Source organism: Fodinibius salipaludis (assembly GCF_002287075.1).
Lineage (GTDB): Bacteria > Bacteroidota > Rhodothermia > Balneolales > Balneolaceae > Fodinibius > Fodinibius salipaludis.
The window spans coordinates 158,396-184,701 of sequence record NZ_NSKE01000005.1 but is presented as its reverse complement, the minus strand read 5'-3'; the positions used below and the strand labels follow the sequence as shown (position 1 = coordinate 184,701).

At 43.5% G+C, this 26,306-nt stretch carries 20 protein-coding genes and 1 riboswitch; of the genes, 11 read left to right on the top strand and 9 right to left on the bottom strand.

What is annotated here, in order from left to right:
• The first annotated feature begins 91 nt into the window (after positions 1–91).
• Positions 92–1,405, top strand: coding sequence for an adenosylhomocysteinase (ahcY, locus tag CK503_RS08290; protein ID WP_095606336.1), 1,314 nt, complete (start codon positions 92–94; stop codon positions 1,403–1,405).
• A 71-nt stretch (positions 1,406–1,476) separates the two neighbouring features.
• Here ahcY and CK503_RS08285 read toward each other — a convergent pair whose 3' ends face one another.
• Positions 1,477–2,466 carry a carboxypeptidase-like regulatory domain-containing protein gene (locus CK503_RS08285; RefSeq protein WP_095606335.1) on the bottom strand — a complete coding sequence of 330 codons (990 nt, stop codon included), beginning with the start codon at positions 2,464–2,466 and terminating at the stop codon, positions 1,477–1,479.
• Positions 2,467–2,663: 197 nt separating this feature from the next.
• Here CK503_RS08285 and gldC point away from each other — a divergent pair, with 197 nt between their 5' ends.
• Positions 2,664–3,002 carry a gliding motility protein GldC gene (gene gldC / locus CK503_RS08280; protein WP_095606334.1) on the top strand — a complete coding sequence of 113 codons (339 nt, stop codon included), beginning with the start codon at positions 2,664–2,666 and terminating at the stop codon, positions 3,000–3,002.
• A 58-nt stretch (positions 3,003–3,060) separates the two neighbouring features.
• Here the strand turns inward: gldC and amrB are convergent, their stop codons facing one another.
• A complete protein-coding gene (amrB, locus tag CK503_RS08275; protein ID WP_095606333.1) occupies positions 3,061–4,305 on the bottom strand; it encodes an AmmeMemoRadiSam system protein B in 1,245 nt (414 codons plus the stop codon).
• 118 nt (positions 4,306–4,423) lie between these two features.
• A complete protein-coding gene (nth, locus tag CK503_RS08270) occupies positions 4,424–5,131 on the bottom strand; it encodes an endonuclease III (protein WP_095606332.1) in 708 nt (235 codons plus the stop codon).
• A gap of 298 nt (positions 5,132–5,429) precedes the next feature.
• On the opposite strand from nth, the gene CK503_RS08265 reads away from it, so the two are divergent.
• The 4 genes from CK503_RS08265 (at position 5,430) to CK503_RS08250 (ending at position 13,141) form a co-directional block, all read left to right on the top strand.
• Entirely contained in the window at positions 5,430–6,710 is a 1,281-nt protein-coding gene (locus tag CK503_RS08265; RefSeq protein WP_095606331.1) for a spinster family MFS transporter, read from the top strand.
• 79 nt (positions 6,711–6,789) lie between these two features.
• A riboswitch (cobalamin riboswitch) is annotated at positions 6,790–6,983 on the top strand.
• Between the two features lie 138 nt (positions 6,984–7,121).
• Positions 7,122–9,461: a 5-methyltetrahydropteroyltriglutamate--homocysteine S-methyltransferase gene (metE, locus tag CK503_RS08260; RefSeq protein ID WP_095606330.1), complete on the top strand. Its 2,340-nt coding sequence runs from the start codon at positions 7,122–7,124 to the stop codon at positions 9,459–9,461.
• 121 nt (positions 9,462–9,582) lie between these two features.
• Complete coding sequence (locus tag CK503_RS08255; RefSeq protein ID WP_095606329.1) at positions 9,583–10,569, top strand: ribonucleotide-diphosphate reductase subunit beta; 987 nt, start codon at positions 9,583–9,585, stop codon at positions 10,567–10,569.
• A 136-nt stretch (positions 10,570–10,705) separates the two neighbouring features.
• Positions 10,706–13,141: a ribonucleoside-diphosphate reductase subunit alpha gene (locus tag CK503_RS08250; RefSeq protein WP_095606328.1), complete on the top strand. Its 2,436-nt coding sequence runs from the start codon at positions 10,706–10,708 to the stop codon at positions 13,139–13,141.
• Between the two features lie 175 nt (positions 13,142–13,316).
• Here the strand turns inward: CK503_RS08250 and CK503_RS16445 are convergent, their stop codons facing one another.
• From CK503_RS16445 to CK503_RS08225, 5 genes are all read right to left on the bottom strand, one after another.
• The gene (locus CK503_RS16445; RefSeq protein ID WP_095606327.1) at positions 13,317–13,541 is read right to left on the bottom strand and encodes an energy transducer TonB; all 225 of its coding nucleotides are present in this window, start codon (positions 13,539–13,541) and stop codon (positions 13,317–13,319) included.
• 3 nt (positions 13,542–13,544) lie between these two features.
• Positions 13,545–13,763 (bottom strand): hypothetical protein, encoded by a 219-nt coding sequence (locus tag CK503_RS08240; protein WP_095606326.1) that lies wholly within the window; start codon positions 13,761–13,763, stop codon positions 13,545–13,547.
• Positions 13,756–15,174, bottom strand: a complete 1,419-nt coding sequence (locus tag CK503_RS08235; protein ID WP_095606325.1) for an NAD(P)(+) transhydrogenase (Re/Si-specific) subunit beta — start codon at positions 15,172–15,174, stop codon at positions 13,756–13,758. Before CK503_RS08235 ends, CK503_RS08240 begins: the two co-directional genes overlap by 8 nt.
• On the bottom strand, positions 15,167–15,460 hold the full coding sequence (locus tag CK503_RS08230) for an NAD(P) transhydrogenase subunit alpha part 2 (protein ID WP_095606324.1): 294 nt from the start codon (positions 15,458–15,460) through the stop codon (positions 15,167–15,169). Before CK503_RS08230 ends, CK503_RS08235 begins: the two co-directional genes overlap by 8 nt.
• A gap of 110 nt (positions 15,461–15,570) precedes the next feature.
• Complete coding sequence (locus tag CK503_RS08225; RefSeq protein ID WP_095606323.1) at positions 15,571–16,695, bottom strand: Re/Si-specific NAD(P)(+) transhydrogenase subunit alpha; 1,125 nt, start codon at positions 16,693–16,695, stop codon at positions 15,571–15,573.
• Between the two features lie 287 nt (positions 16,696–16,982).
• On the opposite strand from CK503_RS08225, the gene trxB reads away from it, so the two are divergent.
• A complete protein-coding gene (gene trxB, locus CK503_RS08220) occupies positions 16,983–17,963 on the top strand; it encodes a thioredoxin-disulfide reductase (RefSeq protein WP_095606322.1) in 981 nt (326 codons plus the stop codon).
• 129 nt (positions 17,964–18,092) lie between these two features.
• On the opposite strand, the gene CK503_RS08215 is transcribed toward trxB, so the two are convergent.
• Positions 18,093–18,518, bottom strand: a complete 426-nt coding sequence (locus tag CK503_RS08215) for a DUF4342 domain-containing protein (RefSeq protein WP_095606321.1) — start codon at positions 18,516–18,518, stop codon at positions 18,093–18,095.
• A 126-nt stretch (positions 18,519–18,644) separates the two neighbouring features.
• Here CK503_RS08215 and CK503_RS08210 point away from each other — a divergent pair, with 126 nt between their 5' ends.
• The 4 genes from CK503_RS08210 (at position 18,645) to CK503_RS08195 (ending at position 26,253) form a co-directional block, all read left to right on the top strand.
• Entirely contained in the window at positions 18,645–20,186 is a 1,542-nt protein-coding gene (locus tag CK503_RS08210; RefSeq protein ID WP_095606320.1) for a YifB family Mg chelatase-like AAA ATPase, read from the top strand.
• A gap of 174 nt (positions 20,187–20,360) precedes the next feature.
• Complete coding sequence (locus CK503_RS08205) at positions 20,361–20,828, top strand: hypothetical protein (RefSeq protein WP_095606319.1); 468 nt, start codon at positions 20,361–20,363, stop codon at positions 20,826–20,828.
• Between the two features lie 463 nt (positions 20,829–21,291).
• Positions 21,292–24,597 carry a SusC/RagA family TonB-linked outer membrane protein gene (locus CK503_RS08200; RefSeq protein ID WP_095606318.1) on the top strand — a complete coding sequence of 1,102 codons (3,306 nt, stop codon included), beginning with the start codon at positions 21,292–21,294 and terminating at the stop codon, positions 24,595–24,597.
• Positions 24,598–24,609: 12 nt separating this feature from the next.
• Positions 24,610–26,253: a SusD/RagB family nutrient-binding outer membrane lipoprotein gene (locus CK503_RS08195; protein WP_176466253.1), complete on the top strand. Its 1,644-nt coding sequence runs from the start codon at positions 24,610–24,612 to the stop codon at positions 26,251–26,253.
• Positions 26,254–26,306: the final 53 nt, after the last annotated feature.

The window sequence follows — 26,306 nt, the reverse complement described above, 5'->3', positions numbered from 1 at the left end:
GAATGTATTTTTATTTGCCGTTGTTGAGTAACAACGGTAAATGTTGTATTTTAAAAGACTTTCACAAAACAGAAATTAAGTAATAAAATTCATGGCACAGAAGGTAAAAGAGAAACTTCCTTACAAAGTTAAGGACATTGGACTGGCTGAGTTTGGCCGAAAAGAGATACGTTTGGCCGAGGCAGAGATGCCCGGTTTGATGGCGCTCCGCGAGGAATATACGGATGAACAGCCGTTGGAGGGTGCACGTATTGCGGGTTGCCTGCATATGACGGTACAAACTGCAGTATTAATTGAAACACTGATTGAGCTGGGAGCTGATGTACAGTGGTCTTCCTGCAATATTTTTTCTACCCAAGATCATGCCGCTGCTGCAATGGCAGAGCGAGGTGTTCCGGTATATGCCTGGAAGGGAATGAACGAAGAGGAGTTTTGGTGGGCTATTGAGCAGACGCTCTTCTTTGAAGATGGAGAACCGCTGAATATGATTCTTGATGACGGCGGAGATTTGACCAAGCTCGTGCATGAAGATTATCCTGAGCTGCTTGACGGCATCAACGGAATTTCTGAGGAGACCACGACCGGTGTGAATCGCCTCTATCAAATGTCGAAAAATGGAACGCTCGGTGCTCCTGCAATCAACGTTAATGATTCGGTAACGAAATCGAAGTTTGATAATAAGTACGGTTGCTGCGAGTCTTGTGTAGATGCGGTTAAGCGTGCTACCGATATTATGCTGGCCGGAAAGGTTGCGGTTGTGGCCGGATACGGCGACGTTGGTAAAGGTTCTGCTGCTTCATTACGTGGAGCCGGTGCTCGTGTCATCGTTACGGAAATTGATCCCATCTGTGCACTTCAAGCCGCAATGGAAGGTTACGAAGTGATGAAGATGGACGATGCCGTTAAAGAAGCAGATATCGTAGTTACGGCAACGGGTAATAAAGATATTATTACCGAGCGTCATTTTAAGAATATGAAGGATAAGACGATTGTCGGTAATATTGGTCACTTTGATAATGAAATTGATGTTTCTTGGCTCAAAGAAAATTCTGAGCGCGATAATATCAAGCCTCAAGTTGACCTGTTTAAGCTCGATGACAATGGAAAAGAGATTATCCTTCTTTCCGAAGGTCGCTTGATGAACCTTGGTAATGCAACAGGGCATCCGTCTTTTGTGATGTCAAACAGCTTTACCAACCAGACGCTGGCACAGATTGCACTATGGAATCGTCCCGAGGATTTTGATATGGACGTTAGTGTATTGCCAAAAGAGCTGGATGAAAAAGTGGCTCGTCTGCACCTCAAGAAAATAGGAGTGGAGCTTGAAGAGCTATCTGAAGAGCAGGCTGAATATATTGATGTTCCCAAAGAGGGACCATACAAGCCTGATCATTATCGCTATTAATTTTTGATAGCAGTTTGTAACTAATTTTGGCCTCATTCATCGCAAGATGAATGAGGCCTTTTATTTTTAATTTAAAAGCTGTTAAGCAGAGATGTTGCATCACTCCCGTACGAATGCAGTTCGCTCTCATACAAAACCTCTCCTTCTCTTGTTGTTTGGTATTTAACAACACCGCCCGGAACATCTTCTCCCACGCGCCACATTTTAAGAGAGGTCCCACCGGTAACTCCAAAGTTTAGTAAGTCTGTGTTAAATGTTCCCGCTGGTGTTTCAACAGATACATTGGTTTGTTCCTGGGCACCCTTAATGGATTCTTTCGTGAGTTCTGCAGGTTGATTATACCACCCTTCGGAAACCGGCTTTTCCTGTATTTCTCCATCTCCCAGCTGCTCCCGGTATCGGAGAATGGATTTTCTGTTTTCGGAAAACAGTATCTCGGCAATGTATTGAGGCTCTTCGGATTCTTTTTCCAGGAGCGCAATTTGCCACCACTGTTTGCCGCTATCCAACTCTTTTAGGAAGGCTTTCTTCATGGTGAGTCCGTCACTTTCAGTTGTGATTTTCCATTCTGTCACTTCTGATTCTTCGTAGGAGTCTAACTCAAGGCCATAACCGTAGCTGCTGAAGAGATAGCTAAACATCATGGGATACATATTGGCCGAGCCAAAGTTCATACCGCTTATCCCTGTGTAGTTGACCTGTTGCGACAGATGGCGTGTGAATGTCTCATTGTTGTCGGATGGCATAGTGAGCGTAAAATTTGAAGGCATATAATTTTCTGCCATTACACTAACGGTGTAAAGACCGACGCTCCCAAATCGTATCGTAGCCACACCGGTTGAGTCAGTAGTGGATTTGCGTCCATTCGAGGCTTCGACCTGGGCACCTTTTACAGGTTCATTATTTTCATTCAGCACTTTAATTTCTGCTGAGTGTACGGGTAGATCATTTAGCAGTTGTGCACTGGGAGAACATCCAAAGAAGAAAAAAGCTATGGATAAAAATGTCGCCAGTAATTTGTATTTGTAAAAACGTTTTCCAGAATATTTAAATAGCTTCATAGTAGAGGTTTTTATTGAGTTTAAAATCCAAATTTTTCGAAGAGATTTTCTTGGTTATACTAAATTATGAAACCATAAATGCTTCAATAGTATATGCGTGATGGATGAATAAAAAAGGTCAAATTCATTGATGTTCTTTTTATAAAGTTGAGAAGTTTTGAATATTTTTATGTCAAAATTTTAAATGAATTGATATTATGTCTGATAACAAGAAAGAAATAAGTATTACGGTAGAGCTCGACGACAATAACGTCCCCGAAAAAATCGATTGGAATGCCACCGATAAAGAGGGGGAGGGTATTGCCAACTGCAAGGCGATGTTTTTATCGATGTGGGATCCCAAAAAACAGGATACCTTGCGCCTGGATTTGTGGACGAAGGAGATGACTAAAGATGAGATGAAAATCTTCTTTCATCAGACGTTGGTGACGATGGCCGATACGCTGGAAAATGCTACCGAAGAAGAAGGGATGGCCGAAGATATGCGTGACTTTACCGCTTACTTCGCCGACAAGATGGAAATATTGGATAGTTAGGAATTAAAAATCAATAAAATGAGGCAGGACCATCTTACATTCAGCTATTTTTAATTTTTCATTGATATAGAATAGAGCCAAAAGTCACGGCGCTGTCGCGCTCACGTTCATCCCACAAATCGTAGCTTAAAATTTCTCCCTGTACATTGGGCATTGCCTGTAGGAAGGTGTACAACGGTGGGAATCCGCATATCCGATAGGGATCATAATCCTCTTTCATGAGTTTAAGCATTGCGGCCCGGTCGTTTTGAACACCATGTTCTAAAAAGCGTTTATCAAAGGATTCTACCTCATCAAACATCGTGGCAGCGGGAGTTTCGTCCCCAAATTTTTTGCCAATATGAGCTAAATCACCGCTGATTAGGAATAAGGTGTCGTTATCATCACCGTAATTTTTATTCAGAAATGTGGAAAAACTATCAAGTTTCTGACCTAAATGTCCATTTTCCACATAGTATAAGTCGTCGAGTCCTCGGATAACGAAAGGCACGATTTCGTATTCGTGATCCCAAAGATAGCTTAGAAAAAGTAGATGTAGTTCAAGGCTGTGCTCCATTCGGTGAGCACGATCATGAGAGGAGATCCCCATGTCATCCTCGGCATGTTGTAATTCCTTTATAGCTTTCTGATCTCTGGGAATCGTTCCTAATGGCATTTCAAAGTCTTTATTGATCAGAATAAAAGGATCGTTTTGATATAAATCGGGATAAAGGCCGGCATAATGCGAAGTAGCCAGCATAATTACGCGTTTGGGCTTTAAATCCCGAATGGGAGCAAACGCTTTTACGTAACTCTCCAACGCTACACGCGGATCGATATGTGGGGCATAAAGGGCTTTGGCGGAGTCTACGGGGTTAATGTTTTCTTGAGGGTGGTTAGCAAAAGCCTCATCCAGATATTCTTTTAGTTCGTTGGGATCAGCAGGGTAGGAAGCACCGGCCGTTACAGATTGATGAATCGTTGATGCCTCATATTCTGTCTCGATGCTTTTGGCATGTTGCTCAAAATAATCGGAAGCCAAAACCCGATTCTTATCCAATAGCTGAATGAATTGGAGCAGATCGTCTTTGGTGATACCCTTTCCTAAATGAGATTCCAAATCGTTAATGCTTTTTTGTCCGTCAAGGATGGAAAGTAATTGCCCGGCTTCACGTTTTAGAGCAAAATCAGTCGTGGCATATCCCCGCTGATCATGGAAATAGAGGAGTGCATTCCCGTTTTCTTGCATGGGGATAACCTGTATATCCCGACGCAACGGAGGAATAGGTTGTGATTTTGAGTCGAAGATCTTTTGCTCACTCATGGTTGGTATTTGTTCGAAGACTGTGTCATCCTGAATTCATTTCAGGATCTAAATTTTTGGAAGATACTGAAACAAAGCCTATCCCGACACATCGGGATTCAGCATGACATTTTAATTATTATTCTTCCCGCATCGCCCGGCATTCGCACTTAATTCCGTATTGTTCACAGAGCGGATGATCGGGCGGTTCTGAAATACGAGCCTTACAGGCATTTCGTCCATGATGAATCATCAAATGCGAAAGATTGGTCCAGTGTTCCCTCGGAAAGAGCGCCATCAGGTCACGTTCGATTTTGTCCGTGTTTTTTTCGTGCTCGGTTAGTCCATAACGGTTTGAAAATCGACGTACGTGTGTATCAACAACAACCCCATTATTTATATTAAAGGCATTGCCAAGCACAACATTGGCCGTTTTACGAGCTACACCGTAAAATTCCAGGAGGTCGTTCATATTCTGGGGGACTTCTCCGTCGTGGTTTTCAACAATAGCCTGTGCCGATTGCTTTAACGCTTTGGCTTTGTTGCGATAAAATCCGGTGGAACGAACCAGCTCTTCCAATTCTTGGATAGGCGCCTCGGCCATGGCTTCGGGAGTGGGATAAGCTTCAAACAAATCCGGTGTTGTCTTATTCACGCGAACATCAGTACACTGTGCACTTAAAATTGTAGCACATAAAAGTTCAAACGGATTTCGGTAGTCTAATGCACAATGCGGATTCGGATAATGTTTGTAAAGTTGATCCAGAATTTCTTTAGCATGCCCCTTTTGCTCCTCCGTTTTTTCGGGAAGTTTCGGGAGATCGTCGTACTGCTTGGTTTTCGCCATTTGTGATGATTGTTTATCGGATATACTTGATAGAAGGTTTCGAATTACTACCTCATCCGGACGCTGAATTTGCGATCGAATGAATTAACAAAGTTATATCGTACCCATCGGATGGCAAAATAAGCCATCAGATAGGTTTTGCAAAGGCTTCTAATAGTGTTTTTGTGTGATCCTGAACTTAGCGTGTCTCGAACATACGGAAGTTCAGGGTCTGCAGTAAAAAACTATTGTCAAAGGTAGATTTCAACGTCTAATTTCCCCTACCTTTGGCTTCACTAAATAAATGAAAACAAACGGAATGTCTCTACCAAAAGAAAAGGCCAAAAAATTAGTTTCGAGTCCCTATGCGTGGTTAGTGCTGGGGGTGTTAACACTCATCTATATATCCAGCTTTGTTGATCGACAAATTATTGCGGTATTAGCTCCGCAGATTCAGGACGAACTTTCGCTCAGCAACTTCCAGGTAGGTATTCTCTACGGTACTGCTTTTTCCTTTATTTATGCGTTGTGTGGGATACCGATGGGGCGGCTGGCTGATATCTATTCGCGAAAGCTGATGATTATTGCCGGGTTGGTTGTGTGGAGCTTGATGACTGTTATTAGTGGATTTGCAACTTCTCTTACCTTTCTGATCGTCGCCCGGTTTTTTGTAGGGATCAGTGAGTCAGCTTTGAGTCCGGCGGTGTATTCTCTGTTGTCGGATTACTTTAAGCCCGAACAGCGGGGGACCGTTTTTTCTATTTATGCTGCCGGAATTTTTATAGGGATTGGTGTTTCATTCTTAGTGGGAGGTGGGATTGCCGAGTCATATGATTGGCGTACCTCCCTGATGGCTGTGGGAGCACCGGGACTGCTTATTGCCACCGTAGCGTGGTTTGTTATTAGGGAGTTTCCGCGAGGTATCACGCAATCCAGCGACAATCAACGATTTGACACCGAGAAAAGTTTTGGCGAAGTGGTACGGTACATCATCAGAAAAAAAACGGTGAGGTATCACTTCCTGGGGTTTTCCTTTATGGCTTTTACCGGCTATACAATTTTAGGTTTTATTGGGATTGTTCTTACCGATATTCATGGCGCAGGTTCATTGGTCCCTCAATACGGTTGGTTTATGATGGCAACAGGACTAAGCGTGATGGCATCGGGTAAAGCCGCCGACTGGCTGGCTCAAAAAATAGCACCTTCGTACCGTTTTGTACCAGGAATCATTGCAGCTTTGGGTTGTTTGCCGCTTTATTACTTTGGATTATTTGCGGAATCAGCGATGATCGCCTTGGTATTAATTGGATTGGCGAATATGATATCATCATCCTATAACGGAATATCGGTAGCCATTTTACAGTATCTTGTGAAGCCAAACATGCGGGCACTGGCCAGTGGATTGTATCTGTTTGTGATTAGCGTGGTAGGCTTTGGTATTGGCCCTCCACTTACCGGCTGGCTTATGGATACGATTTTTACCGGCAATTATGGCGCGGCAAAAGCCCTGATGTTGGTATTTAGTTGCTGTGGAGTATTGGCGACGATCTTTTTCTGGATGGCTATGCAACATTACGATCAGGATGAGGAAACAAAATAATTACTGCCACTGGTAATTGTGGAAAACCTAATGGATTTGTGGAAAAGTATTCGTTGACAATGATCTTGGCAGGCGTTTTATTAAAAATAGATTTAAAGGTGTCCCGATTTATATCGGGATGAAAAGGGAATCCGGTGAAAGGCCGGAACTGTTCCCGCAACTGTAATTCGAAATATTCTTTGTTCTAAGCCACTGTCTCAGCCCTAAACGAGGCGGGAAGGTGCAAAGAAATAATCGGTAAGTCAGGAGACCTGCCTTTAAGTCAAGTAAACGAGGCCTTCGGGAGTTAAGGTGTTGTTGAAAGGCAGGTGCCGTATACCCGATTTATTGTATATCACCATTACTTTCTATTCCTGTCTTTGCAACGTTTTAGCGTCCCCTCCTCATAATTTAAAGCTAAAACAGATCATTATGATTACGCATAATCTTGGATACCCGCGGATAGGTATCAACAGAGATTTAAAAAAAGTAGTAGAGCAATACTGGAAAGGAGAGATTGACAAAACAAAGCTGGACGAATCTGTCTCGGCTCTTAAAGTGATGCACTGGACAACTCAGAAAAATGCCGGCATCGACATGGTGCCCTCAAACGACTTTTCTCTTTACGACCAAGTACTCGACACAGCTATGCTGGTAGGGGCCGTTCCTGAACGCTATGAAGAGCTTTTTGAAGAAGAGGATAACAAGATCTACAGCTATCCTATTGATACTTATTTTGCAATGGCTCGGGGGTTGCAAGATGAGGATCACGATATTGCAGCCATGGAGATGACCAAATGGTTTAACACCAACTACCACTATATTGTCCCTGAATTTACCCCGGACCAAGAGTTTCAGTGCCTGTCATCCAAAATTTTTGATGAGTATGAAGAAGCAAAATCTGTGGGGGTTATCACGAAGCCCGTACTGATTGGACCGGTAAGCTTTTTGCTGCTGGGTAAAGAGAAGGATGCCCCGGATGACTTCCACCGGCTGGACCTGCTTGACAAGCTACTGCCTGTGTATCAAAACATCTTGACGAAACTGCAAAATATGGGCGTGGAATGGGTGCAGATTGAGGAGCCTTTCCTGGCCCTGGATATTGATGAAGATACCAGGGGTGCTTTTCAGAAGGCATACCGGGCACTGGCAGAGGAGCGATCAGAATTAAAGCTTTTGCTCACCACCTATTTTGAAGGTTTGGAAGATAATGTCGAGCTGGCCGGCGACTTGCCAGTTGATGGGTTGCATATCGATCTTGTGGAAGCTCCTGACCAGATGGATACTGTGATTGATGCTCTTGATGAAGATATTTCGCTCTCACTGGGTGTTGTTGACGGTCGTAATATCTGGAAAACAGACTTACAGAAAGCTGCCGAATTTATTCAACAAGCGGCTGAACAGCTTGGCAATGATAAAATCATGGTTGCGCCCTCTTGCTCATTGCTTCATTGTCCTGTTGACTTAGAACAAGAAACTGATGAAACTGCCCTGCCTCCTGAAATAAAACGATGGATGGCTTTTTCCAAACAAAAACTGGATGAGCTAACGCTACTAAAAAAGTTTGTCGGCAGTTCGTTGAGTGAGGAGGAAGAAAAGTTGTTTGAACAACATCAGGCCGATATTTCTGGCAAAGAAGAATCGGGACTGGTACACAACAAGAACGTTCAAAAACGTATGCAATTGCTCGATGGTGAGATGCTGCATCGGGATCATCCGTACAACGAGCGAAAGACAGAACAGGAGGAACATCTCGATGTGCCTGATCTGTTCCCAACTACCACCATCGGCTCTTTTCCTCAGACTCCCGAAGTGCGTAAATGGCGGTCAGAATTCCGAAAAGGGAACTTATCAAAGGAGGAGTATGAAGGACGGATAGAAGGAGCGATTGATAAGCTCATCCATCAACAGGAAGAGATTGGACTGGACTTGTTGGTGCATGGTGAGTTTGAACGTAATGATATGGTGGAATACTTCGGCGAACATTTTGCCGGTTTTGCCTTTACGCGGCATGGTTGGGTACAGAGTTACGGTACCCGCGGTGTGAAACCTCCTGTTATTTACGGGGATGTCCATCGACCTGATCCGGTAACTGTGCGCTGGTCTTCGTATGCTCAATCACAAACCGATAAGCCGGTGAAAGGGATGCTAACCGGGCCTGTAACTATTCTGCAGTGGTCCTTTGTCCGTGATGACCAATCCCGCGAGGAAACTGCCAAACAAATTGCCCTGGCTATTCGTGATGAGGTAAAAGATCTCGAGGAAGCGGGTATACAGGCGATTCAGATTGATGAACCCGCTTTTAGAGAAGGTCTGCCGCTACGCCGTAAAAACTGGAATCACTACCTTGAGTGGGCTGTCGATGCTTTCCGCCTGGCTTCAACCGTTGTTAAGGATCGCACCCAGATTCACACCCACATGTGCTATTCGGAGTTCAATGATATCATTGAGCACATTGCCCGTCTGGATGCTGATGTAATTTCAATGGAGACCTCTCGATCACAGATGGAACTGTTGGAAGCGTTCGTGGAGTTTGATTATCCCAACGAGATCGGCCCCGGGATTTATGACATCCACTCCCCGCGGGTGCCTTCCACCAGCGAAATGATGAGCCTGCTCGAAAAGGCCGTTGATGTACTTGATGCTTCTCAGCTTTGGGTAAACCCGGATTGCGGACTCAAGACCCGTGGTTGGGAAGAAACTGTTCCTTCTCTTGAGAATATGGTATCTGCGGCCCGGCAGATGCGACAAAAACAAAGTGTTGAGGCATAAAATACGCGACTCATTCAATGATTGGGGGTTTAGAATTAAGAATCTTGAGTTCCCAATCCTCTTTGCTTTACCCTAACTGAATTAATAGAAATTAGATTATCAATTTTTAAATAAACATACAATGTCGACAAAATTAATCGGACGTACTTCTGTACGAGATAATATTAAACTCAGTGAAGATCCATCTTATCCTATTTTTAAAGAACTGTACGAAAAACAAAAGAAAGTGGTTTGGTTTCCTGAGGAGCTGAATATTCAGCAGGATGCTCTTGACTACCATTCTCTGACTGACGATGAAAAGGAATTATTTGACACAGCAGTTGGCTATTTCTGCTCGTCGGAGCTGCTGGTACAAAATGTACTGGTCAACTCATTTTTCCCGCTGCTAACTGATCCGCATGCGAAGATGAGTTTTAGCACACAGCTTTTTATGGAAAATATCCACAGTGATTTCTTTGAAATTGTGCTGCAATCGTTTGGCCTGGATCGCGAGAAAATGTACGATGTGGCATTTGATGATCCCATCTTGCGTAAAAAACAGGATCTTATCGTCGATGAAATTGATAAGATTAGTCATGGGAAAATTAATCCCGAAACGCTTGAAGGACAAAAACAGGTGTTGCGGGCTATTTTGCTAAATAATATTGTACTGGAAGGGATCTTCTTCTATTCCTCTTTTGCCCACTTTTTTGCACTTAAAGATATGGCCAAGATGAAAAACGTAGTGTCCGGTGTAGAGCTGGTATTGATCGATGAGTCATTACACCTGCAAAATGGTATCGAGGCCATCCTCATTATGCTGGATGAAAACCCGGAGATTGTTGAGGATACTGAATATGTGCAGGATATCCGCAATGTAATTCTGGAAGGAACATCACTCGAAATTGAATACGTGAAGCATCAGTTTGGTGATCGGACGATCCTGGGAATTTCATCGGGAGAAATGGAGCGTTATCTCAAATACATTACCGACCGGCGACTGCAAGAGCTGGGTTTTCAGCAGGAGTTCCATATCAATGAAAATCCGCTTCGATTCCTGCAAAAAGAGGACGTCAAAAAGTTAATCAACTTCTTCGAAGTCTCATCCACCGAATATACGAATTACTAAACCATTCTTTGTCATGCTGAACTCCGATGTGTCGGGACGGGCTTTGTTTTCAGCATCTCATGTATTAGATCCCGAAACAAGTTCTGGATGACATAGAGATTAAATTCCAGATTTATAAACTAACTCAATCAATACCATGAAACGAACAGTCATAAAACGCGACGGAACGGAAGAACCTTTCCGTACCCAGAAAATTATTAATGCCATCTTCGAAATAATCCAAGGGTTGGAGGTTGAAGACGATTACGAAATCGTTTTCAAAATTATGAAAGAACTTGATCTGAAAGTACCTAAAAGAGTTGCCACCGAGGAGCTTGATCAACTTGTGCTAAAAGCCATCGAGCAGCTTATCCCCAAGCATCCTGTTTACGATACGTTAGCCACTCGGCAACTATTGAAGATCATAGACAAAGATATCAACCGGCGACTGGATCATTTCCGGGATTATTTAGCCCGAGGATTCGAAGAAAATTTGCTGGATGAGAGTCTTAAGGAGTTTGATTTTGAGCTGTTGGCTAATAGCCTGAATTTTGATCGCGACGGGCTGCTTGGGTATTTCGGGTTGACTACACTTAAAGATCGCTACTTGATGCGAGATCGGGATGATCAAATTATTGAAAAGCCTCAATGGTTTTTTATGCGGGTAGCTATGGGAATTGGAAATTCCAATGGGGAAGTTATTAAGATTTACAACAAGCTTTCAAAACTTGAATATTTACACTCTACGCCCACGTTATTTAACTCTGGTACCACTACTGCTCAGTATTCATCGTGCTACGTAAGTGTTATTGATGATTCGCTGGATTCCATTATGGATAAAGCCCGTGAAACGGCCTTTTTGGCGAAATATGCCGGCGGCGTAGGTACCGATGTGACCCGCATTCGGGCAACAGGTTCTAATATTAAATCGCTAAATGCTCCTTCATCAGGTGCTATTCCGTTCATCAAAATTTTTGACACGCTGGTTAATTCTATTCAGCAGGGCGGACGTCGGCGCAGCTCGCAGGTGATGTCGATGCAGCCATGGCATCTTGATATCGATGGATTTCTGGATTTGCGTGAGACAACCGGGAATGCCTATTTTCGTACGCCGTCACTGAATACCAGCTTATGGATGCCCGACGAAATGATGCGTCGTATCAAAGAAGGGGAACCCCTGTACTTTTTTGATCCGGGAGAATGCCCCGAGTTGGTGGATGCTGTAGGAGACGACTTTAGAGCAAAATATGAAAAGCGTATTGAGCAGGCTGAGGCTGGAGGTTTAAAACAGTTTGACAAGCGCGATAGCAAAAACTTCTTCAAAAAATACCTCTTTAAATTGGCTAAAACAGGTCATCCGTGGTTAATTTTCAAAGACGAGCATAACCGTCATAACCCATGTCCGGAGTACAGCGTAATTAATAGCTCGAATCTCTGCACTGAGATTTCTATCCCCAATCACTCTGACTCTACCGCGGTGTGCACACTGGCATCGGTTAACTTGTCGAAACACCTAACCGATGATGAAAGTGACATAGATTGGGACAAGTTTGAAGATACGTTGGAGACGATGACGCGCGGACTCGATAACGTACTTGATAAGAACTTTTATCCCTCCGAGCCTGCCGAAAAGAATACTATGGATTTGCGTCCGCTGGGTATCGGACTCATGGGATTTGCCGAAGCACTGGTTGATTTAGGAATTCCCTATGATTCTGAAGAGGCTGTTATCCTGGCCCGAAAAATTGGTGCCTTTATGCGAAAAGTGACATATCGTACGTCTCAACAGTTGGCCGAGGAGCGCGGTGCTTTTGAGCATTACCGAGAGATGAAAGAAGCAGGTAGTCCCTATGATTACAAACCACGGCGTAATGCGGTACTGCTGGCCATTGCACCTACGGCTTCGATCTCTATTATTTCGGGTACGACTTCATCCATCGATAGTTATTTTAGTAACCTGTACTCTCGGGACACCTTGTCTGGAAAGCATATCGTTATCAATCGTCAGCTAATTGAGGATCTCGAAGAAAAAGGGCATTGGAGCGACGAGATGGCTCAGAAAATAAAAGCGAATAATGGCTCGGTGCAACCGATTCAAGAATTGGATGGTGTGATCAACAAAGATTTGTATAAGACCGCATATGAAATCCATCCGGAGCGACAAATTGATATTGCTGCAGCGTTTCAGGAGTCTATCGATCAGTCAGTTTCTAAATCGTTGTATATTGCTGAGCGTATGCGCGATGATATGGAGGAATTTTATCTCTATGCATGGGAGAAAAAACTAAAATCCACGTACTACTGCTTTATCGACAAAGTGGTAAAAGGCGAGAAATATACCGAAGAGGTCAACAAACGAGGTTCCCGTAAAGGGTTCGGAGCGGTTTCCTCCGATACCGGCAGTGAATCCTCAAACGGGACATCGTCTAAACCGGGAAAAGAGGAACAGGAATCGGTCAGTGATCGGGAAGAGCTGGAGGCCAGAGCACGGGAAAAATTCGGAGACGAAGTTGTTGATCAGGCCTTAAATGCTGATGCAGGTTCGTGTCCCACCGATCCGATGCTGCAGAAAATTTGCCCCAGCTGTGAATAATGTAGATAGTTTTCTGATATAATCATCAGCCTGGTTGCTGAGCATCTTGTTTTGGCAACCAGGTATATATTTTACTGTTGAAGTGTGGGGAGGTTATTGTTCGTAGTTTTGCGGAGGATCTGAGTCGGATGATCTATACCAATCAACTATCTACTTTTTCGCAATTCCATGTCTGTCAATGGCGTTGTAGTTCGGACTTTAAAGCCATTCTAAAATAAAAAGGTAGGCTGTACCATGTGTTAACAGGCTGGGAATTGATTTTACCCTGGGTAAATTTGGTTTCTTTAATAAGACGAAGAGCTTCTTTTGATAATATAGGATGGGGTGAGGATTCAATATAGTGTCCAATTCCATCCCCTTCTTTGGTAACCAAAAAGTTCACAACTACTTTTCCTTTAATTCCTCAATCTCTGGCTTTCCGGGGATATTCCATTTTAGATAACATATGTTGGTAGCCGCCCACCGGTTTTGGTTTCGGAGTAACTTCGGCTACTGAATACGTTTCAAGAGAATCAACGGGAATGGTGTTATGGCGGGGTATTTGATAGTTCGGGTTACATCCAGTAATCCAAATACCGAAAACTGCTAATAGTACAAGCAGTGAAATACTTTTCTTAGACATCGTCTAATGATTTTGCCAGGGATTGCAAGGTTTTCTTGGCATCACCGAAGAACATTTGGTTGGATTCTTTATAAAAAAGCGGATTATCAATACCGGCAAAACCGGGACTCAGGCTCCGCTTAAAAACAATCGTTCGTTCTGCCTCATCCACATTCATGATCGGCATACCGTAAATGGGACTGCCGGGTTCCGTTTTGGCTACAGGATTTACCACGTCATTTGCCCCAATGACCAACACCACATCTGTCGATTTAAATTCCGGATTGATCTGCTCCATGTCATAAAGCTGATCGTAAGGCACATCGGCCTCGGCCAAAAGCACATTCATGTGTCCAGGCATACGTCCCGCAACGGGATGAATACCGTATTTAACTTCAACGCCACGTTTTTCAAGCTTGTCGACAACTTCTTTGAGTACGTGTTGTGCTTGGGCAACCGCCAATCCGTATCCGGGAACAACAACCACGCGGTCAGAATAGGCGCATTGCAGAGCTACGTCATCGGGGGTCGTTTCTCGGACTGTTTTATCAGTGTCTGCGGCCGGTCCGGCCCCGGAACCACCGTCTCCCCCAAAAGCGCCAAAGAGCACATTGCCGAGGGAACGATTCATCGCTTTACACATAATATTTGTGAGGATGAGTCCCGCTGCTCCTACCAGCGCACCGCTGATAATGAGCAGATTGTTGTTGATTACAAATCCGGCCATCGAGGCAGCAATTCCGGAGTAGGAGTTCAATAGTGAAATGACGACCGGCATATCGGCCCCGCCAATGGGAATGACCGTCAAGATTCCGAGCAGGAGTGCAATCCCAAATAGGAGCCAAAAGATTAGTTGACTTGTGGGATCATAGGTGAGCCAGCCAACGAGTCCCAGCGTGCCGACAGTTAACAATCCGTTAAAAATATTATGTCCTGGAAAGGTAATCGGATTTCCACTGATGAATCCCTTAAGTTTCCCAAAGGCAATAAAACTGCCGGTAAATGTAATAGAACCGATAAGGATACTGAGTCCGATTGTCACCAAGTCTTGCGTAGCAATGGCGGAAGCTTCGAATCGGGTAAATTCGCCCCAGGCAACTACTGCTGATGCGCCGCCGCCGAACCCGTTAAAGATAGCAACCATCTCGGGCATAGCTGTCATTTCAACTTTTTTCGCTGCATAGGCGCCGATTGCGGCTCCAAATACAATACCAGCTATAATGTACTCATAGGTAATAATTTGTTGATCGAATAAGGTGACGACAACACCAATAAACATACCCAGTGCTGCCAGTTGATTTCCTGATCGTGCAGTTGCGGGAGAGCCGAGTCGTTTAATTCCAACAATGAAAATACCGGTAGCTACCAGGTAGACAAGCTGGATGAGGTCAGGTAAGATTGCTTGGATTGATGGAGGTAGAAAATCACTCATTGTTCTTATCTTTTTTCTTGAACATTTCCAGCATACGGTCGGTTACCATAAATCCGCCCACTACGTTGATGGTTGCAAAAACGATGGCAACAAACCCGATATACTGGGCAATTTGGTGATCCACCTGTCCTGCAACAATGAGCGCACCCAAAATGGTAATGCCCGAAATGGCGTTAGCACCCGACATCAGTGGAGTATGTAGTGTTGGAGGAACCTTCGAGATAAGTTCAAAGCCGATAAATGAGGCCAGTACGAAGATAAATAAATTAAAAATGAGTCCAGACATAGATTACTAATTTTTTTAAGATCTTATGTCATCCTGAACTTGTTTCAGGATCTGTACTAAACTTGGTAACTGTAGATGCTGAAATGAATTCAGCATGACATGGGTTTCTTCTAATTATCCTTTAGCATGGGGCTGATGATTTCGCCCTGATGTGTTATAGTTGTATTTAGCGTAATTTCATCCTCAAAATCGAATTCTGCTTTTCCGTCTTGAATCAGATGGTTCAGCAACGACAGCATATTTTTCGAATATAATTGGCTTGCATGATAGGCCAGCTGGCTGGGAATATTCAACGGGCCGATAACTTTCACGTCATTTTTTATGGCCGTTTCGCCGGGATCGGTAAGTTCGCAGTTCCCCCCTTGTTCGGCAGCCAGATCTACAATAACCGCCCCGGCGTGCATATCTTCAACCATCTCTTTTGTTATCAAAAGCGGAGCGGGTTTCCCGGGGATGAGCGCGGTAGTAATGATGATATCCGATTGTTGAGCGTGCTCATGAATAACCTGTCGCTGGCGCTCCTGCTCATCTTCCGCCAGTTCTTTGGCATAGCCGCCCTCGGTTTCGGATTCTTCATCAAGATCAGGAACCTCCACAAAGGTAGCACCCAGACTTTCAACTTGTTCTTTAACGGCAGGACGAATATCAAAAGCTTCTACTTTAGCGCCCAATCGTTTGGCGGTTGCGATAGCCTGTAGGCCTGCAACTCCTGCTCCTAATACCAATACTTTTGCCGGAGCCACCGTCCCCGCTGCCGTCATCATCATGGGCATATAGCGATCCAGTTCGTTAGCTGCAATAAGGGCTGATTTGTATCCGGCAATAGAGCTCATCGAAGAAAGTGCATCCATACTCTGGGCGCGCGAAATGCGAGGAATGGCGTCCATTCCCAGTGCCGTAATTTTCTTTTCTTGTAAAAAAGAAACCGTTTCTTCGTTTTGAAGCGCCCACAGAAAGCAGATCAGTATGCTTTCGGGTTTCATTTTTGCAAGATCTTCTTCCGGCGGTGTTTGGATACTGATAAGGATATCGGAATCAGCGAAAAGCTTGGTGCGATCGGTGATAATTTCAGCGCCCGCTGATTGATAGGTTTCATCTAAATAACTGGAAGCTTTGCCGGTATCAGATTCAACCCAGACATTGTGGCCATTTTCAACAAGCTTTGAGATGGTATCTGGGATAAGGGCCACCCGGTTCTCTCGCTCCGCCGTTTCTTTTGGAATAGCTATAATCACAATAGGTAACAGAAAAATTTAAGGTTAAAGCACAACTTATTGAAAAGTCACAGTATTGCAAATGTGATTTTTCTGATAACAAAGCAGGAAAGGATTTATATTGGGCTTCGTTAAGGGTTGACAAACTTGTGGGGTAAGATTTAGATGGATTAAGTCATCGAAGTGAGGTGAGTAGGATTTTTAATTGATGAATACTATAAGCGGTATAGGAAATATCGACTCAATTCTCACCTCTTATTTTTGTACTTTAACATGAAATTATTAAGCGAAAACAGGTAAAGTTACTCATGGAAGATATTGCAGGAAAAACATTTGATGTTGTTATCGTAGGAAGTGGTCCCGCAGGATTAACGGCTGCGCTGTATGCGGCACGGGCTGACTTGAATCCCATTGTGTTTGAAGGACCCGAGCCCGGCGGGCAATTAATGCAAACAACCGATGTAGAGAATTATCCCGGATACCCTGAGGGTGTGATGGGACCCCAAATGATGCAGGATTTTCGCGAACAGGCCCAACGTTTTGGTGCAGATACACGCTATGGAATGGTCACTAATATTGAGTTTGATGAGCGTCCATATAAGATTACCATCGATGAAGAGGTGGATATAAAAGCAAAGTCGATTATTATATCTACTGGTGCTTCTGCGAAATGGTTGGGGCTTGACAGCGAGCAAAAAATGCGAGGAAAAGGAGTTTCGGCCTGTGCCACTTGCGATGGGGCTTTTTTCCGAGATCAGCATGTAATTGTTGTAGGTGGTGGCGATACGGCCATGGAAGAAGCGACATTCTTAACTAAATTTGCCAGCAAAGTTACGGTGTTGCATCGACGTCAGGAATTGCGTGCGTCAAAGACCATGCAGCAGCGTGCATTTAACGATAAAAAAATTGAGTTCATGTGGGATACAGAGCTCGAGGAAGTGTTGGGCGAAGATGCCGTTGACGGTGTAAAAGTTATCAATAATGAGACCCGGGAAATTACCACACTTGATGATGTAAAAGGGGTCTTTATTGCGATTGGCCACAAGCCGAATACCGATCTGTTTAAGGGTGTGTTAGAAATGGATGATGTCGGATATATTAAAACAAAAGGGCAGTCAACGAAAACGGATATGCCGGGTATTTTTGCCTCCGGTGATGCAATGGACGCGGTTTATCGTCAGGCTGTTACGGCAGCGGGTACCGGCTGTAAGGCTGCTCTTGATGCGGAAAGCTATTTGGCTGAAATGGAAGTTTCCCAAGAAGCCGTAGCCGAAGAGCACTGGAAGTGATAACGGCAGACGCTGGGAGTGAGACGGCAAACGTCCTTTTTATTTCTAAGGGGCGGAAATATCACTTGGTATGTTACTCAGATTAGCTGGCATTTATCGGAAAGAGCTTTGCGTTTGCCCTCTGCCGTCTCACGTTTCTCCATCTTTTCCTACCGTTTTATCAGTCTTTTCTTCTGATTTGGATTCTCCTTTTTTGTCAGAAGTATTAGTCTCTTCCTCATCCCGGATTTCGATAAACTCGGCTTCTACCTCATACTCATCTTTTGTTTCCTCGGTTTCGTCCTCGGGATAGCGTTCGACAATAATTTTGACGTCGTTCATAAACAGGGCAAACATTCCAATGGCCGAAACAACAGGAGCAATACTTGTCAAAACAGCTGCTCCGCCTACGCCAACAGTAAGTTGAGATTGGAATAAGACTTTGTCTTTCGAGTTTTTAATAATTACTCGTCGAGCATTTCCTTCCTTGATTAATTTTTTGACTTGATTGATAATCTCAGAAATGGTGCCTTGGATTTCTTCCGTAAATGTTTTGCGAGAGTTTGAAGTATTCATAATGTAAGTTTTCCTCTTAGTATTCGGTGCTATTTTTCTAAAAAAAATAAACTCCTTTTGTAAGGAATCTTTTGTTACATGGTCTTACTACGTTAAATAATTGTAAATGATTCATCAGGAGATATTATGTTATCACGTGTTTACTGCGCTTCTACCATTGGAGTTGATGCCCGCCTCATTGAAGTAGAAACAAATATGTCTACCGGCGTACCCAAGTATTTTTTAGTGGGATTGCCGGATCGGGCCGTAAGCGAATCAAGCGATCGTATTGAGGCCGCACTAAAGAATTCAAATGCCGAGTTTCCCAAAGGACGCATTACAGTTAATTTGGCTCCGGCCGATCTGCCCAAGGAGGGAAGTGCTTTTGATCTGCCTATTGCGGTAACATTGTTGAATGTATCAGGACAAATTAAAACCGATAAGCTTGAAGAGACGCTGATATTGGGTGAATTAGCGCTTGACGGTAAACTACGTCCCGTAAACGGTGTATTACCAATGGCGGTACAGGCTCGGGATAAAGGGTTAATAAATATGGTGGTTCCTGCTGAAAATGGTCCCGAAGCTGCTGTTGTCGATGGTATAAACGTGTATGCATTTGAACATTTAACAGAGGTGATGGGCTGGCTTCATGATATGGATTCATATCAGCCTCTGAATGTAGATGTAAAAAAGATGTTCAGGCGAAATGGAGAGCAAGAAATATTGGATTTTAGTGATGTGCGAGGGCAGGAAAATGTTAAGCGCGCCTTAGAGGTTTCTGCCGCCGGTGGACATAATGTTATTATGGTGGGCCCTCCCGGATCGGGGAAGACGATGATGGCACGGCGACTGCCTACGATATTGCCTCCATTAACACTTGATGAAGCTTTAGAAACAACGAAAATTCATTCTGTAGCGGGCTTGTTACCAACGGGGGAAGCCTTGGTTACAAAGCGACCGTTCCGTTCCCCACACCATACGGTTTCGGATGTTGCTTTGGTTGGGGGCGGGAGCATCCCCATGCCGGGAGAAATTTCCATGGCACATAACGGGGTTTTGTTTTTGGATGAGCTGCCTGAATTTAAACGAAGTGCCCTGGAGGTTATGCGACAACCGCTCGAAGATGGATCTGTTAGTATATCGCGTGCGCGTATGAGCGTAAGCTATCCCAGCAGAATTATGTTAGTTGCTTCAATGAATCCGTCCCCAACCGGTGATTGGTACGACCCTGCAGATCCGGGAGGAGCTTCTCCTGCACAAATGCAGCGCTATTTGAGTAAAATAAGTGGCCCCATGCTCGATCGCATCGATCTGCATATAGAAGTACAAAAAGTGAGTTATGATGAGCTTTCAAGTAAAGCAAAAGGAGAGCCGTCGAATGAAATCAGAAAAAGGGTTATTCGAGCACGCGAAGTGCAAACGAAACGATTTATGGGGATAGAGGATGTATATTGTAATGCGCAGATGAATACCAAGATGTCGCGCAAAATATGTACACTCGATGATGCCGGCAAGCAGATGTTGAAAAAAGCGATTACTTCATTGGGGTTATCAGCCCGTGCGTACGATCGTATCCTAAAAGTATCCAGAACGATTGCAGATCTCGAGCAATCAGAAAATATCCGATCTAACCATATTGCTGAAGCCATTCAGTATCGCAGCTTGGATCGGGAGGGTTGGCTGGGGTAATGGATGAACAGAATGGCAGATTTTTATCTGGAGGAAATGAATAGCAAAAAAAGTTAAACAATAAATCAAAGGGGGTTTGAGGGACATAAAAAGAATCTGATGAGCCGTCTTTACTTGTTGACGATTAGTTTGTACTATTTTTAACAAGTAAACAGAAACCAAAAGAATATTGTTATGGAAATTGTAAACAAAGGGATAAAATTAATCATCGTATCATTACTTTTAATGATGGCCGGATGTGCAACAAGTAGTACGAGCCAAAGAAGTACAGCTGGTACCGATGGAACCGAAAATATGATATTAGAAGATCATCTTCGTCGTATTAATGGGGTTCAAATAAATGGCAGCGGTGATTATGCAAAGGTTGTATTGCGCCCTCGAGGAATTTCAGGAGTGAGTCGCGGAGTTTCTTCTTCACAGAAAGGAGATCCTGGCTTGAAAGATAGTAATCAGCGAGAGCCTTTATTTGTCGTTGATGGACAAAAGGTAGGGCGTGATTATCCCAATGTTAGGGACATGTTTTCAGAAGGAGAGATAAAGTCGGTTCGTCTACTTCCTGAATCAGAAGCTTCGCAATATGGAGGTCAGGGCGGATCTGGTGTGATTGAAATTATTACAAAGGCTGCAAATGATGATAAATAAAGGATAAAGTATGTTAATTATGGGTTGAAATGATCTTGTGACGTTTTTTTTATTAAAAAACCAGATAACTTTCTGAAGGGAAGGGATCGGATTTTTTTATCGAGTTTAGTTAGAAAGTTGCTTCAATTAGCTTTAAACTTTGAAAATCGACACTCAACGGTTTGTTGAAATAAACCTATTTAAAGTTCTTTTTTATAAACAATTATTTATTTGTTAAACGGCTTATGATCAGAAGTAACACTGTTGAAACGGTTTATTTTGTTGTATAGCAGTTAAATAGGGTTATCTGGTTGGAATTTTGATGTAAATAAGAGGACAAAGAGTGGCCAATATTATTTTTTCTTCTTTGCACGATTTTACATATATAAAGATATGGTTAAAAAACCATTAAGAAAGTGTTAAGCCAAATTACTTAGCACTCTCTTGAATTTAATCTAATCATAATTAAAAACAAATCAGGGCTATGGTAAAAAAACTACTATCTCTATTTACGTTATGCCTGATATTTTCCGCCACTGCCTTTGCGCAGTCCGGGACAATAACAGGTACAGTAACCGACGAAAGTTCGGGTGAAACATTACCCAGTGTAAACGTCTATGTGGTTGAGTTGCAGCGAGGAGCTGCTACCAACGCACAGGGAGAGTTTACAATTGAAGGGGTCGAATACGGTACGTATACCGTACGCGCCAGCTTCGTTGGGTATAACACCTTTGAGCAAGAGGTCACGGTTGACCAGTCAACGGTTACACTCGATATTCAGTTAGCATCGTCACAGATGCGGTTGGATGAAGTCGTTGTTACTGCTTTGGGGGAAGAGGTAAGCCAACGCCAGGTTTCCTTTTCTACTCAAGAAGTTGGTGATGAGGAATTGAATATTTCACAGAATTCGAATGTGAAAACAAGTTTAGCCGGTAAGGTTTCTGGTGTACAAATTGTCGGACAGGCCGGATCCAAACTTGGTAGCTTTGGTGACATTCGTATTCGTGGAGCAATTTCTCTCACTAATGAGTTGGCTGAACCATTGTACGTACTTGATGGGGTGCCCATTGAGAATCCAAACATTATCGATATGAATAATGTGCAGGAAGTTAGCGTTCTGAAAGGACCTAACGCTACAGCACTATATGGTCAGCGTGGTGAGAATGGTGTTGTCATTCTTACCAGCAAAAGTGGTAGCGGAACAGGAGCAAGTGTTGAAATTAATAGTTCCACTACCTTCGACCGTGTAGCATATCTTCCAAATTTCCAGAACCAGTATGGTAAGGGATATTATGCTTCTGATGGTGATCCTTCAACAAGTGGAGGCTTTGCAACCATTGAAGCTGGTGGAACAAGTCCATTTGGTGCGCCCTATCCAAGTTATTTAGATGAACTTGATGGAGAACGTTATATCGCATATGGCTACGCCGATGAGAGTTGGGGACCTGAATTTGATGGAGAGCCTTATGCTCCTTGGTATAGTTGGTATCCCGACAGTCCCTATTATGGCGAAACGCAACCATGGGATGCTTCGCCAAATAATATTAAGAACTTTTATGATACGGGTGTTACCAATAAAAGCAGTATTGCTGTGAATTATAATACTGAGCGTTCAAACACCCGTCTCACCTTTACCAATTTAGCACAAAATGGTATTATTCCGTCTTCGTCACTGGATAAGAAACAGTTGGGCGGTAACTTTAGTTACGATGTTACGGACGATTTTAATGTTGGGGTGAAAGTAAACTATTCTACCCAAGGTGTGATTGGTGATGTTCGGGATGACGGATATGGAAACCAGACTTCAGGTTCATTCAACTCTTGGTTTGCCCGAAACCTTGAAATGGACAAAATGCAGGAGTTGAAAGATTTAGAAACCCCTGAAGGTTATCATGCGTCTTGGAATGCCTGGGGCCCGGGATATATGGGATTTGGTGGCGGTTACAAAAAGCCGGCATTCTGGTATAATCCTTATACCTGGATGGATCGATATGACATCAAAAGAGATACCGATAACCTGTTGATGAATGTTGATCTTTCTTACCAGTTAACGGAAAACATTGAACTGGTTGGTAATGCTAGTTCTACCAGTGAAAGTTACAACCGTCGTTTTGAAATGCCCTACAGCTTAACGAAATCAGCTGATCAAACCGGTAGCTTTTACAATTACTGGGTAAACAGCTTCGGCGAACTTAGTGATGAGATAAATGAACACAATTTTAGTTCACGTTTAAAGTACGATGCCGATTATGGAGACTTTAGTGTGAATGGTTTTGCCGGGGCTCAGATGCGTATTGAGCAGTATAAAATGTTTCAGGCTGATATGGGACAAACCAACATTACCTATGGTGGTTTGAATGTTCCTGACCTATATAATTTTGCAAACTCTCGTGAGGAGGTTATTCCAGTTGAAGATAATTGGGATAAACAGGTGCTGAGTTTCTTTGGTAAAGCCACGATTGGTTACCAGGATTACCTATTCCTTGATGCTACATACCGTCAGGATTATAGCTCAGCACTGCCAGAAGGTAATAATGGCTATGGATATCCATCTGTAGGTCTTTCCTTCGTATTTACCGAGTTTATGGATAATGATATCCTAACGTATGGTAAGGTGCGTGCAGGTTATGCTCAGGTTGGTAATGATGTAGGAGCAGAGCTTATTAACCAAACATATAATGTACGGCAAATACCCTATCGTCATGCTGTTACCGGGCAACCCAAAACGCTGCTTTCTACCAGTTCTACGCTTGTAGATGAAGGTATTGAGCCGGCGTTAAACTCTTCTTTCGAAGTTGGAGCTGATCTTGAGTTCTATGACAATGTCTTTGGATTAGATCTAACATACTACAATGAAAAACGTGAAAATGAGATTGTAACGGCTTCAATGTCATCTGGTACCGGTTATACAGGGCTATTGACAAATGCTGGAGCTTCTGAGCGTGAAGGTGTGGAAGTTTCGTTCAGAGCTACTCCCGTTCAGAATCAAGATCTAAGGTGGGATGCAACGGTTAATTGGGCAATGAACGAGACGATTGTAACTGCATTGCCTGAAGGTGTAAGTTCTTATGAGCTTGGATCCAATTCTGCCTTTGGTTATATCTCACTAACTCATCGTTTAGGGGAAGAATGGGGTCAGTTAAGAGGACCTGGTATTGCAAGAAATGACGAGGGTCAACCCATCTTGAATGATGACGGGCTGTATGTAGTAGAACAGAATAAGTACTTCGGTAGCGTATTGCCAGACTGGACGGGTGGAATCATTAACACCGTATCTTATAAAGGTCTGCAATTATCAGCAAGTATTGACTACCAGAAAGGCGGTAAGTTTTTCTCTCTTACAGAACAGTGGGGAGGTTATTCTGGCCTGACAGAAGAAACCGCTGGAACCAATGATCGCGGAGGTAAAATTCGTGATTATCCGTCTGAAGGTGGAGGCGTGCACGTAACAGGTGTTGATCAACAAGGAAATAGTGTTGATACCTATGTTGGCGCCTATTCCTACTTCTCTCAATTCCAGGCGAATACGATTGCTGAGCCATTTATTAATGATGCAGATTTCGTAAAACTGCGTGAGTTGGCAATTAATTATACGTTGCCTAAACAGTGGACTGGTAATTTTATTAACTCCGCTACTATTGGAGTTGTAGGACGCAATCTTTGGATGATTGCTGTAGCTGATAACAATACACATAACTGGGATCCGTCTGAGCTGGCCGAAACATACGGTGAAAACGGACAGTTGCCGGGTACCAGAAGCTATGGCTTTAATGTAAAAGTAACTTTTTAAATGATATTAACTATGAAGAGATATAGTATTCTAACAGCGTTTATATGTATTCTTGCGGTTAGCATTACTTCTTGCGATAGCGTCGATTTTGGCGATATTAACGAAGATGATGATGCGCCTCAAGAAGCAAATCCAGAAGCCTTGATGGCCAATGCTATGAACCAGTATTTTGGACTTGCTGGTCGTAGTTATCAACTTAACCCTACATTGTATGTACAATACCAGACACAAGATACTTATACGACAGAAATGCGGTATGGGCAAAATCCATATCCATGGACGGCGTATTATTCCGGCGTGCTGAGTAACTTGGATCAAGTTTATGGTACAACTGCAGATGCAGCCGGTGATCCTGATGTAGAAGCGTTTGGTAAAGCGGAAAATCAAGCAGCGGTTGCCAATATATTTAGTGCTGTGGTCTTTAAACGGATTACAGATACTTGGGGGCCGGCACCATATAAGAGTGCGGATGGTGAGATCGGTGAAGCCTTGAATGCTGAAAATAACAAGGCACCGGCATATACCGATCAGGAGACCATCTATAAAAATATGATTTCACGTGTACAAAGTGCGCGTGATAATATTATTCCTGGTGCTGCTGGACCTACCGGTGATGTGCTTTATGGTGGGGATATGGAGAATTGGCAAAAATTTGCAAATTCACTGATTCTTCAGATGTCACTACAGCTTTCGGAAAAATATCCGAGTGCAAGTGGTTATGCAGCCACACAATTTAATGAGGCGCTTAACCACAGTGCCGGAGTGATTGATGAATTGTCAGAAGAGGCATGGTATAACTATGAAAACTCTCCTGGACAGATTAACCCATTTACAGAAAGTCGTGGTGCAGACTATCACCTTTCTGAAGGATTTACAGATGCCTTACAGGCAAAAACTCCGCAAGATTCAGCGATTGTTTACTCCTTTAATGGTGATGGATTGAAATCCATGGATGAGCGCATAAAAATCCTTTCGGATGATACCTCTGGTACTGGTGTTGGTGGTCCATATGGTACACCCGGCGGTGGTGATGGTATCAACATCAATAACCAAACAATTTGGACCGCTGAGGGAGATCTGCCTTATATGACTGCTGCTTATACGTATTTGAATAGGGCTGAAGCTGCTAATATGGGCTGGACCTCAGAAAACGTGGATCAGATGCTTCGTGAAGGTATCATGATGTCGTATGCAACGTTTGACGGACGGTATGATCCATATAATGAAAACGATGCATCAGTACAGACACCCAATCCTGATTTTGATTCAGGAGCGTTGCAAGCCGATGGTTCGAATTTTGCTACGGATCGTATAGCTGATGCAAATGATCCAAATGTGGCTCCTGGTGGCTATGAACAGGTTATCGCTGAAGAGAAATGGGTCGCCCTATTTCCCAATGGTTTTGATGCTTGGGCAGAGTGGCGCAGGACTTCAGAGAAAATGTCTTGGGGCACGAGTGGTGAAGGTTATGATATCAAAGGTTATCCCGGCCTCGTTCCTGCACCTTCGGCAACTAATGGTGGTATCATCCCACGACGTTACATTTATCCAAGTACAGAAGCAGGTGTAAATACTGAGTCTTATGATAATGGTGTTGATCTGCTAAGTGGTGATGATGACAACACTGCAAGCTTCTGGTGGGATCCACTTTATTAAGCCAAACGATTAATTTGATAGTATTTAAGGTTCCTTCCCTTACCGGAAGGAAC

What these genes read in the sequence shown, in the direction of transcription:
- ahcY (WP_095606336.1), top strand. Translation starts at nt 92, where the DNA reads ATGGCACAGAAGGTAAAAGAGAAACTTCCTTACAAAGTTAAGGACATT.
- CK503_RS08285 (WP_095606335.1), bottom strand. Translation starts at nt 2,466, where the DNA reads ATGAAGCTATTTAAATATTCTGGAAAACGTTTTTACAAATACAAATTA.
- gldC (WP_095606334.1), top strand. Translation starts at nt 2,664, where the DNA reads ATGTCTGATAACAAGAAAGAAATAAGTATTACGGTAGAGCTCGACGAC.
- amrB (WP_095606333.1), bottom strand. Translation starts at nt 4,305, where the DNA reads ATGAGTGAGCAAAAGATCTTCGACTCAAAATCACAACCTATTCCTCCG.
- nth (WP_095606332.1), bottom strand. Translation starts at nt 5,131, where the DNA reads ATGGCGAAAACCAAGCAGTACGACGATCTCCCGAAACTTCCCGAAAAA.
- CK503_RS08265 (WP_095606331.1), top strand. Translation starts at nt 5,430, where the DNA reads ATGTCTCTACCAAAAGAAAAGGCCAAAAAATTAGTTTCGAGTCCCTAT.
- metE (WP_095606330.1), top strand. Translation starts at nt 7,122, where the DNA reads ATGATTACGCATAATCTTGGATACCCGCGGATAGGTATCAACAGAGAT.
- CK503_RS08255 (WP_095606329.1), top strand. Translation starts at nt 9,583, where the DNA reads ATGTCGACAAAATTAATCGGACGTACTTCTGTACGAGATAATATTAAA.
- CK503_RS08250 (WP_095606328.1), top strand. Translation starts at nt 10,706, where the DNA reads ATGAAACGAACAGTCATAAAACGCGACGGAACGGAAGAACCTTTCCGT.
- CK503_RS08240 (WP_095606326.1), bottom strand. Translation starts at nt 13,763, where the DNA reads ATGTCTAAGAAAAGTATTTCACTGCTTGTACTATTAGCAGTTTTCGGT.
- CK503_RS08235 (WP_095606325.1), bottom strand. Translation starts at nt 15,174, where the DNA reads ATGAGTGATTTTCTACCTCCATCAATCCAAGCAATCTTACCTGACCTC.
- CK503_RS08230 (WP_095606324.1), bottom strand. Translation starts at nt 15,460, where the DNA reads ATGTCTGGACTCATTTTTAATTTATTTATCTTCGTACTGGCCTCATTT.
- trxB (WP_095606322.1), top strand. Translation starts at nt 16,983, where the DNA reads ATGGAAGATATTGCAGGAAAAACATTTGATGTTGTTATCGTAGGAAGT.
- CK503_RS08215 (WP_095606321.1), bottom strand. Translation starts at nt 18,518, where the DNA reads ATGAATACTTCAAACTCTCGCAAAACATTTACGGAAGAAATCCAAGGC.
- CK503_RS08210 (WP_095606320.1), top strand. Translation starts at nt 18,645, where the DNA reads ATGTTATCACGTGTTTACTGCGCTTCTACCATTGGAGTTGATGCCCGC.
- CK503_RS08205 (WP_095606319.1), top strand. Translation starts at nt 20,361, where the DNA reads ATGGAAATTGTAAACAAAGGGATAAAATTAATCATCGTATCATTACTT.
- CK503_RS08200 (WP_095606318.1), top strand. Translation starts at nt 21,292, where the DNA reads ATGGTAAAAAAACTACTATCTCTATTTACGTTATGCCTGATATTTTCC.
- CK503_RS08195 (WP_176466253.1), top strand. Translation starts at nt 24,610, where the DNA reads ATGAAGAGATATAGTATTCTAACAGCGTTTATATGTATTCTTGCGGTT.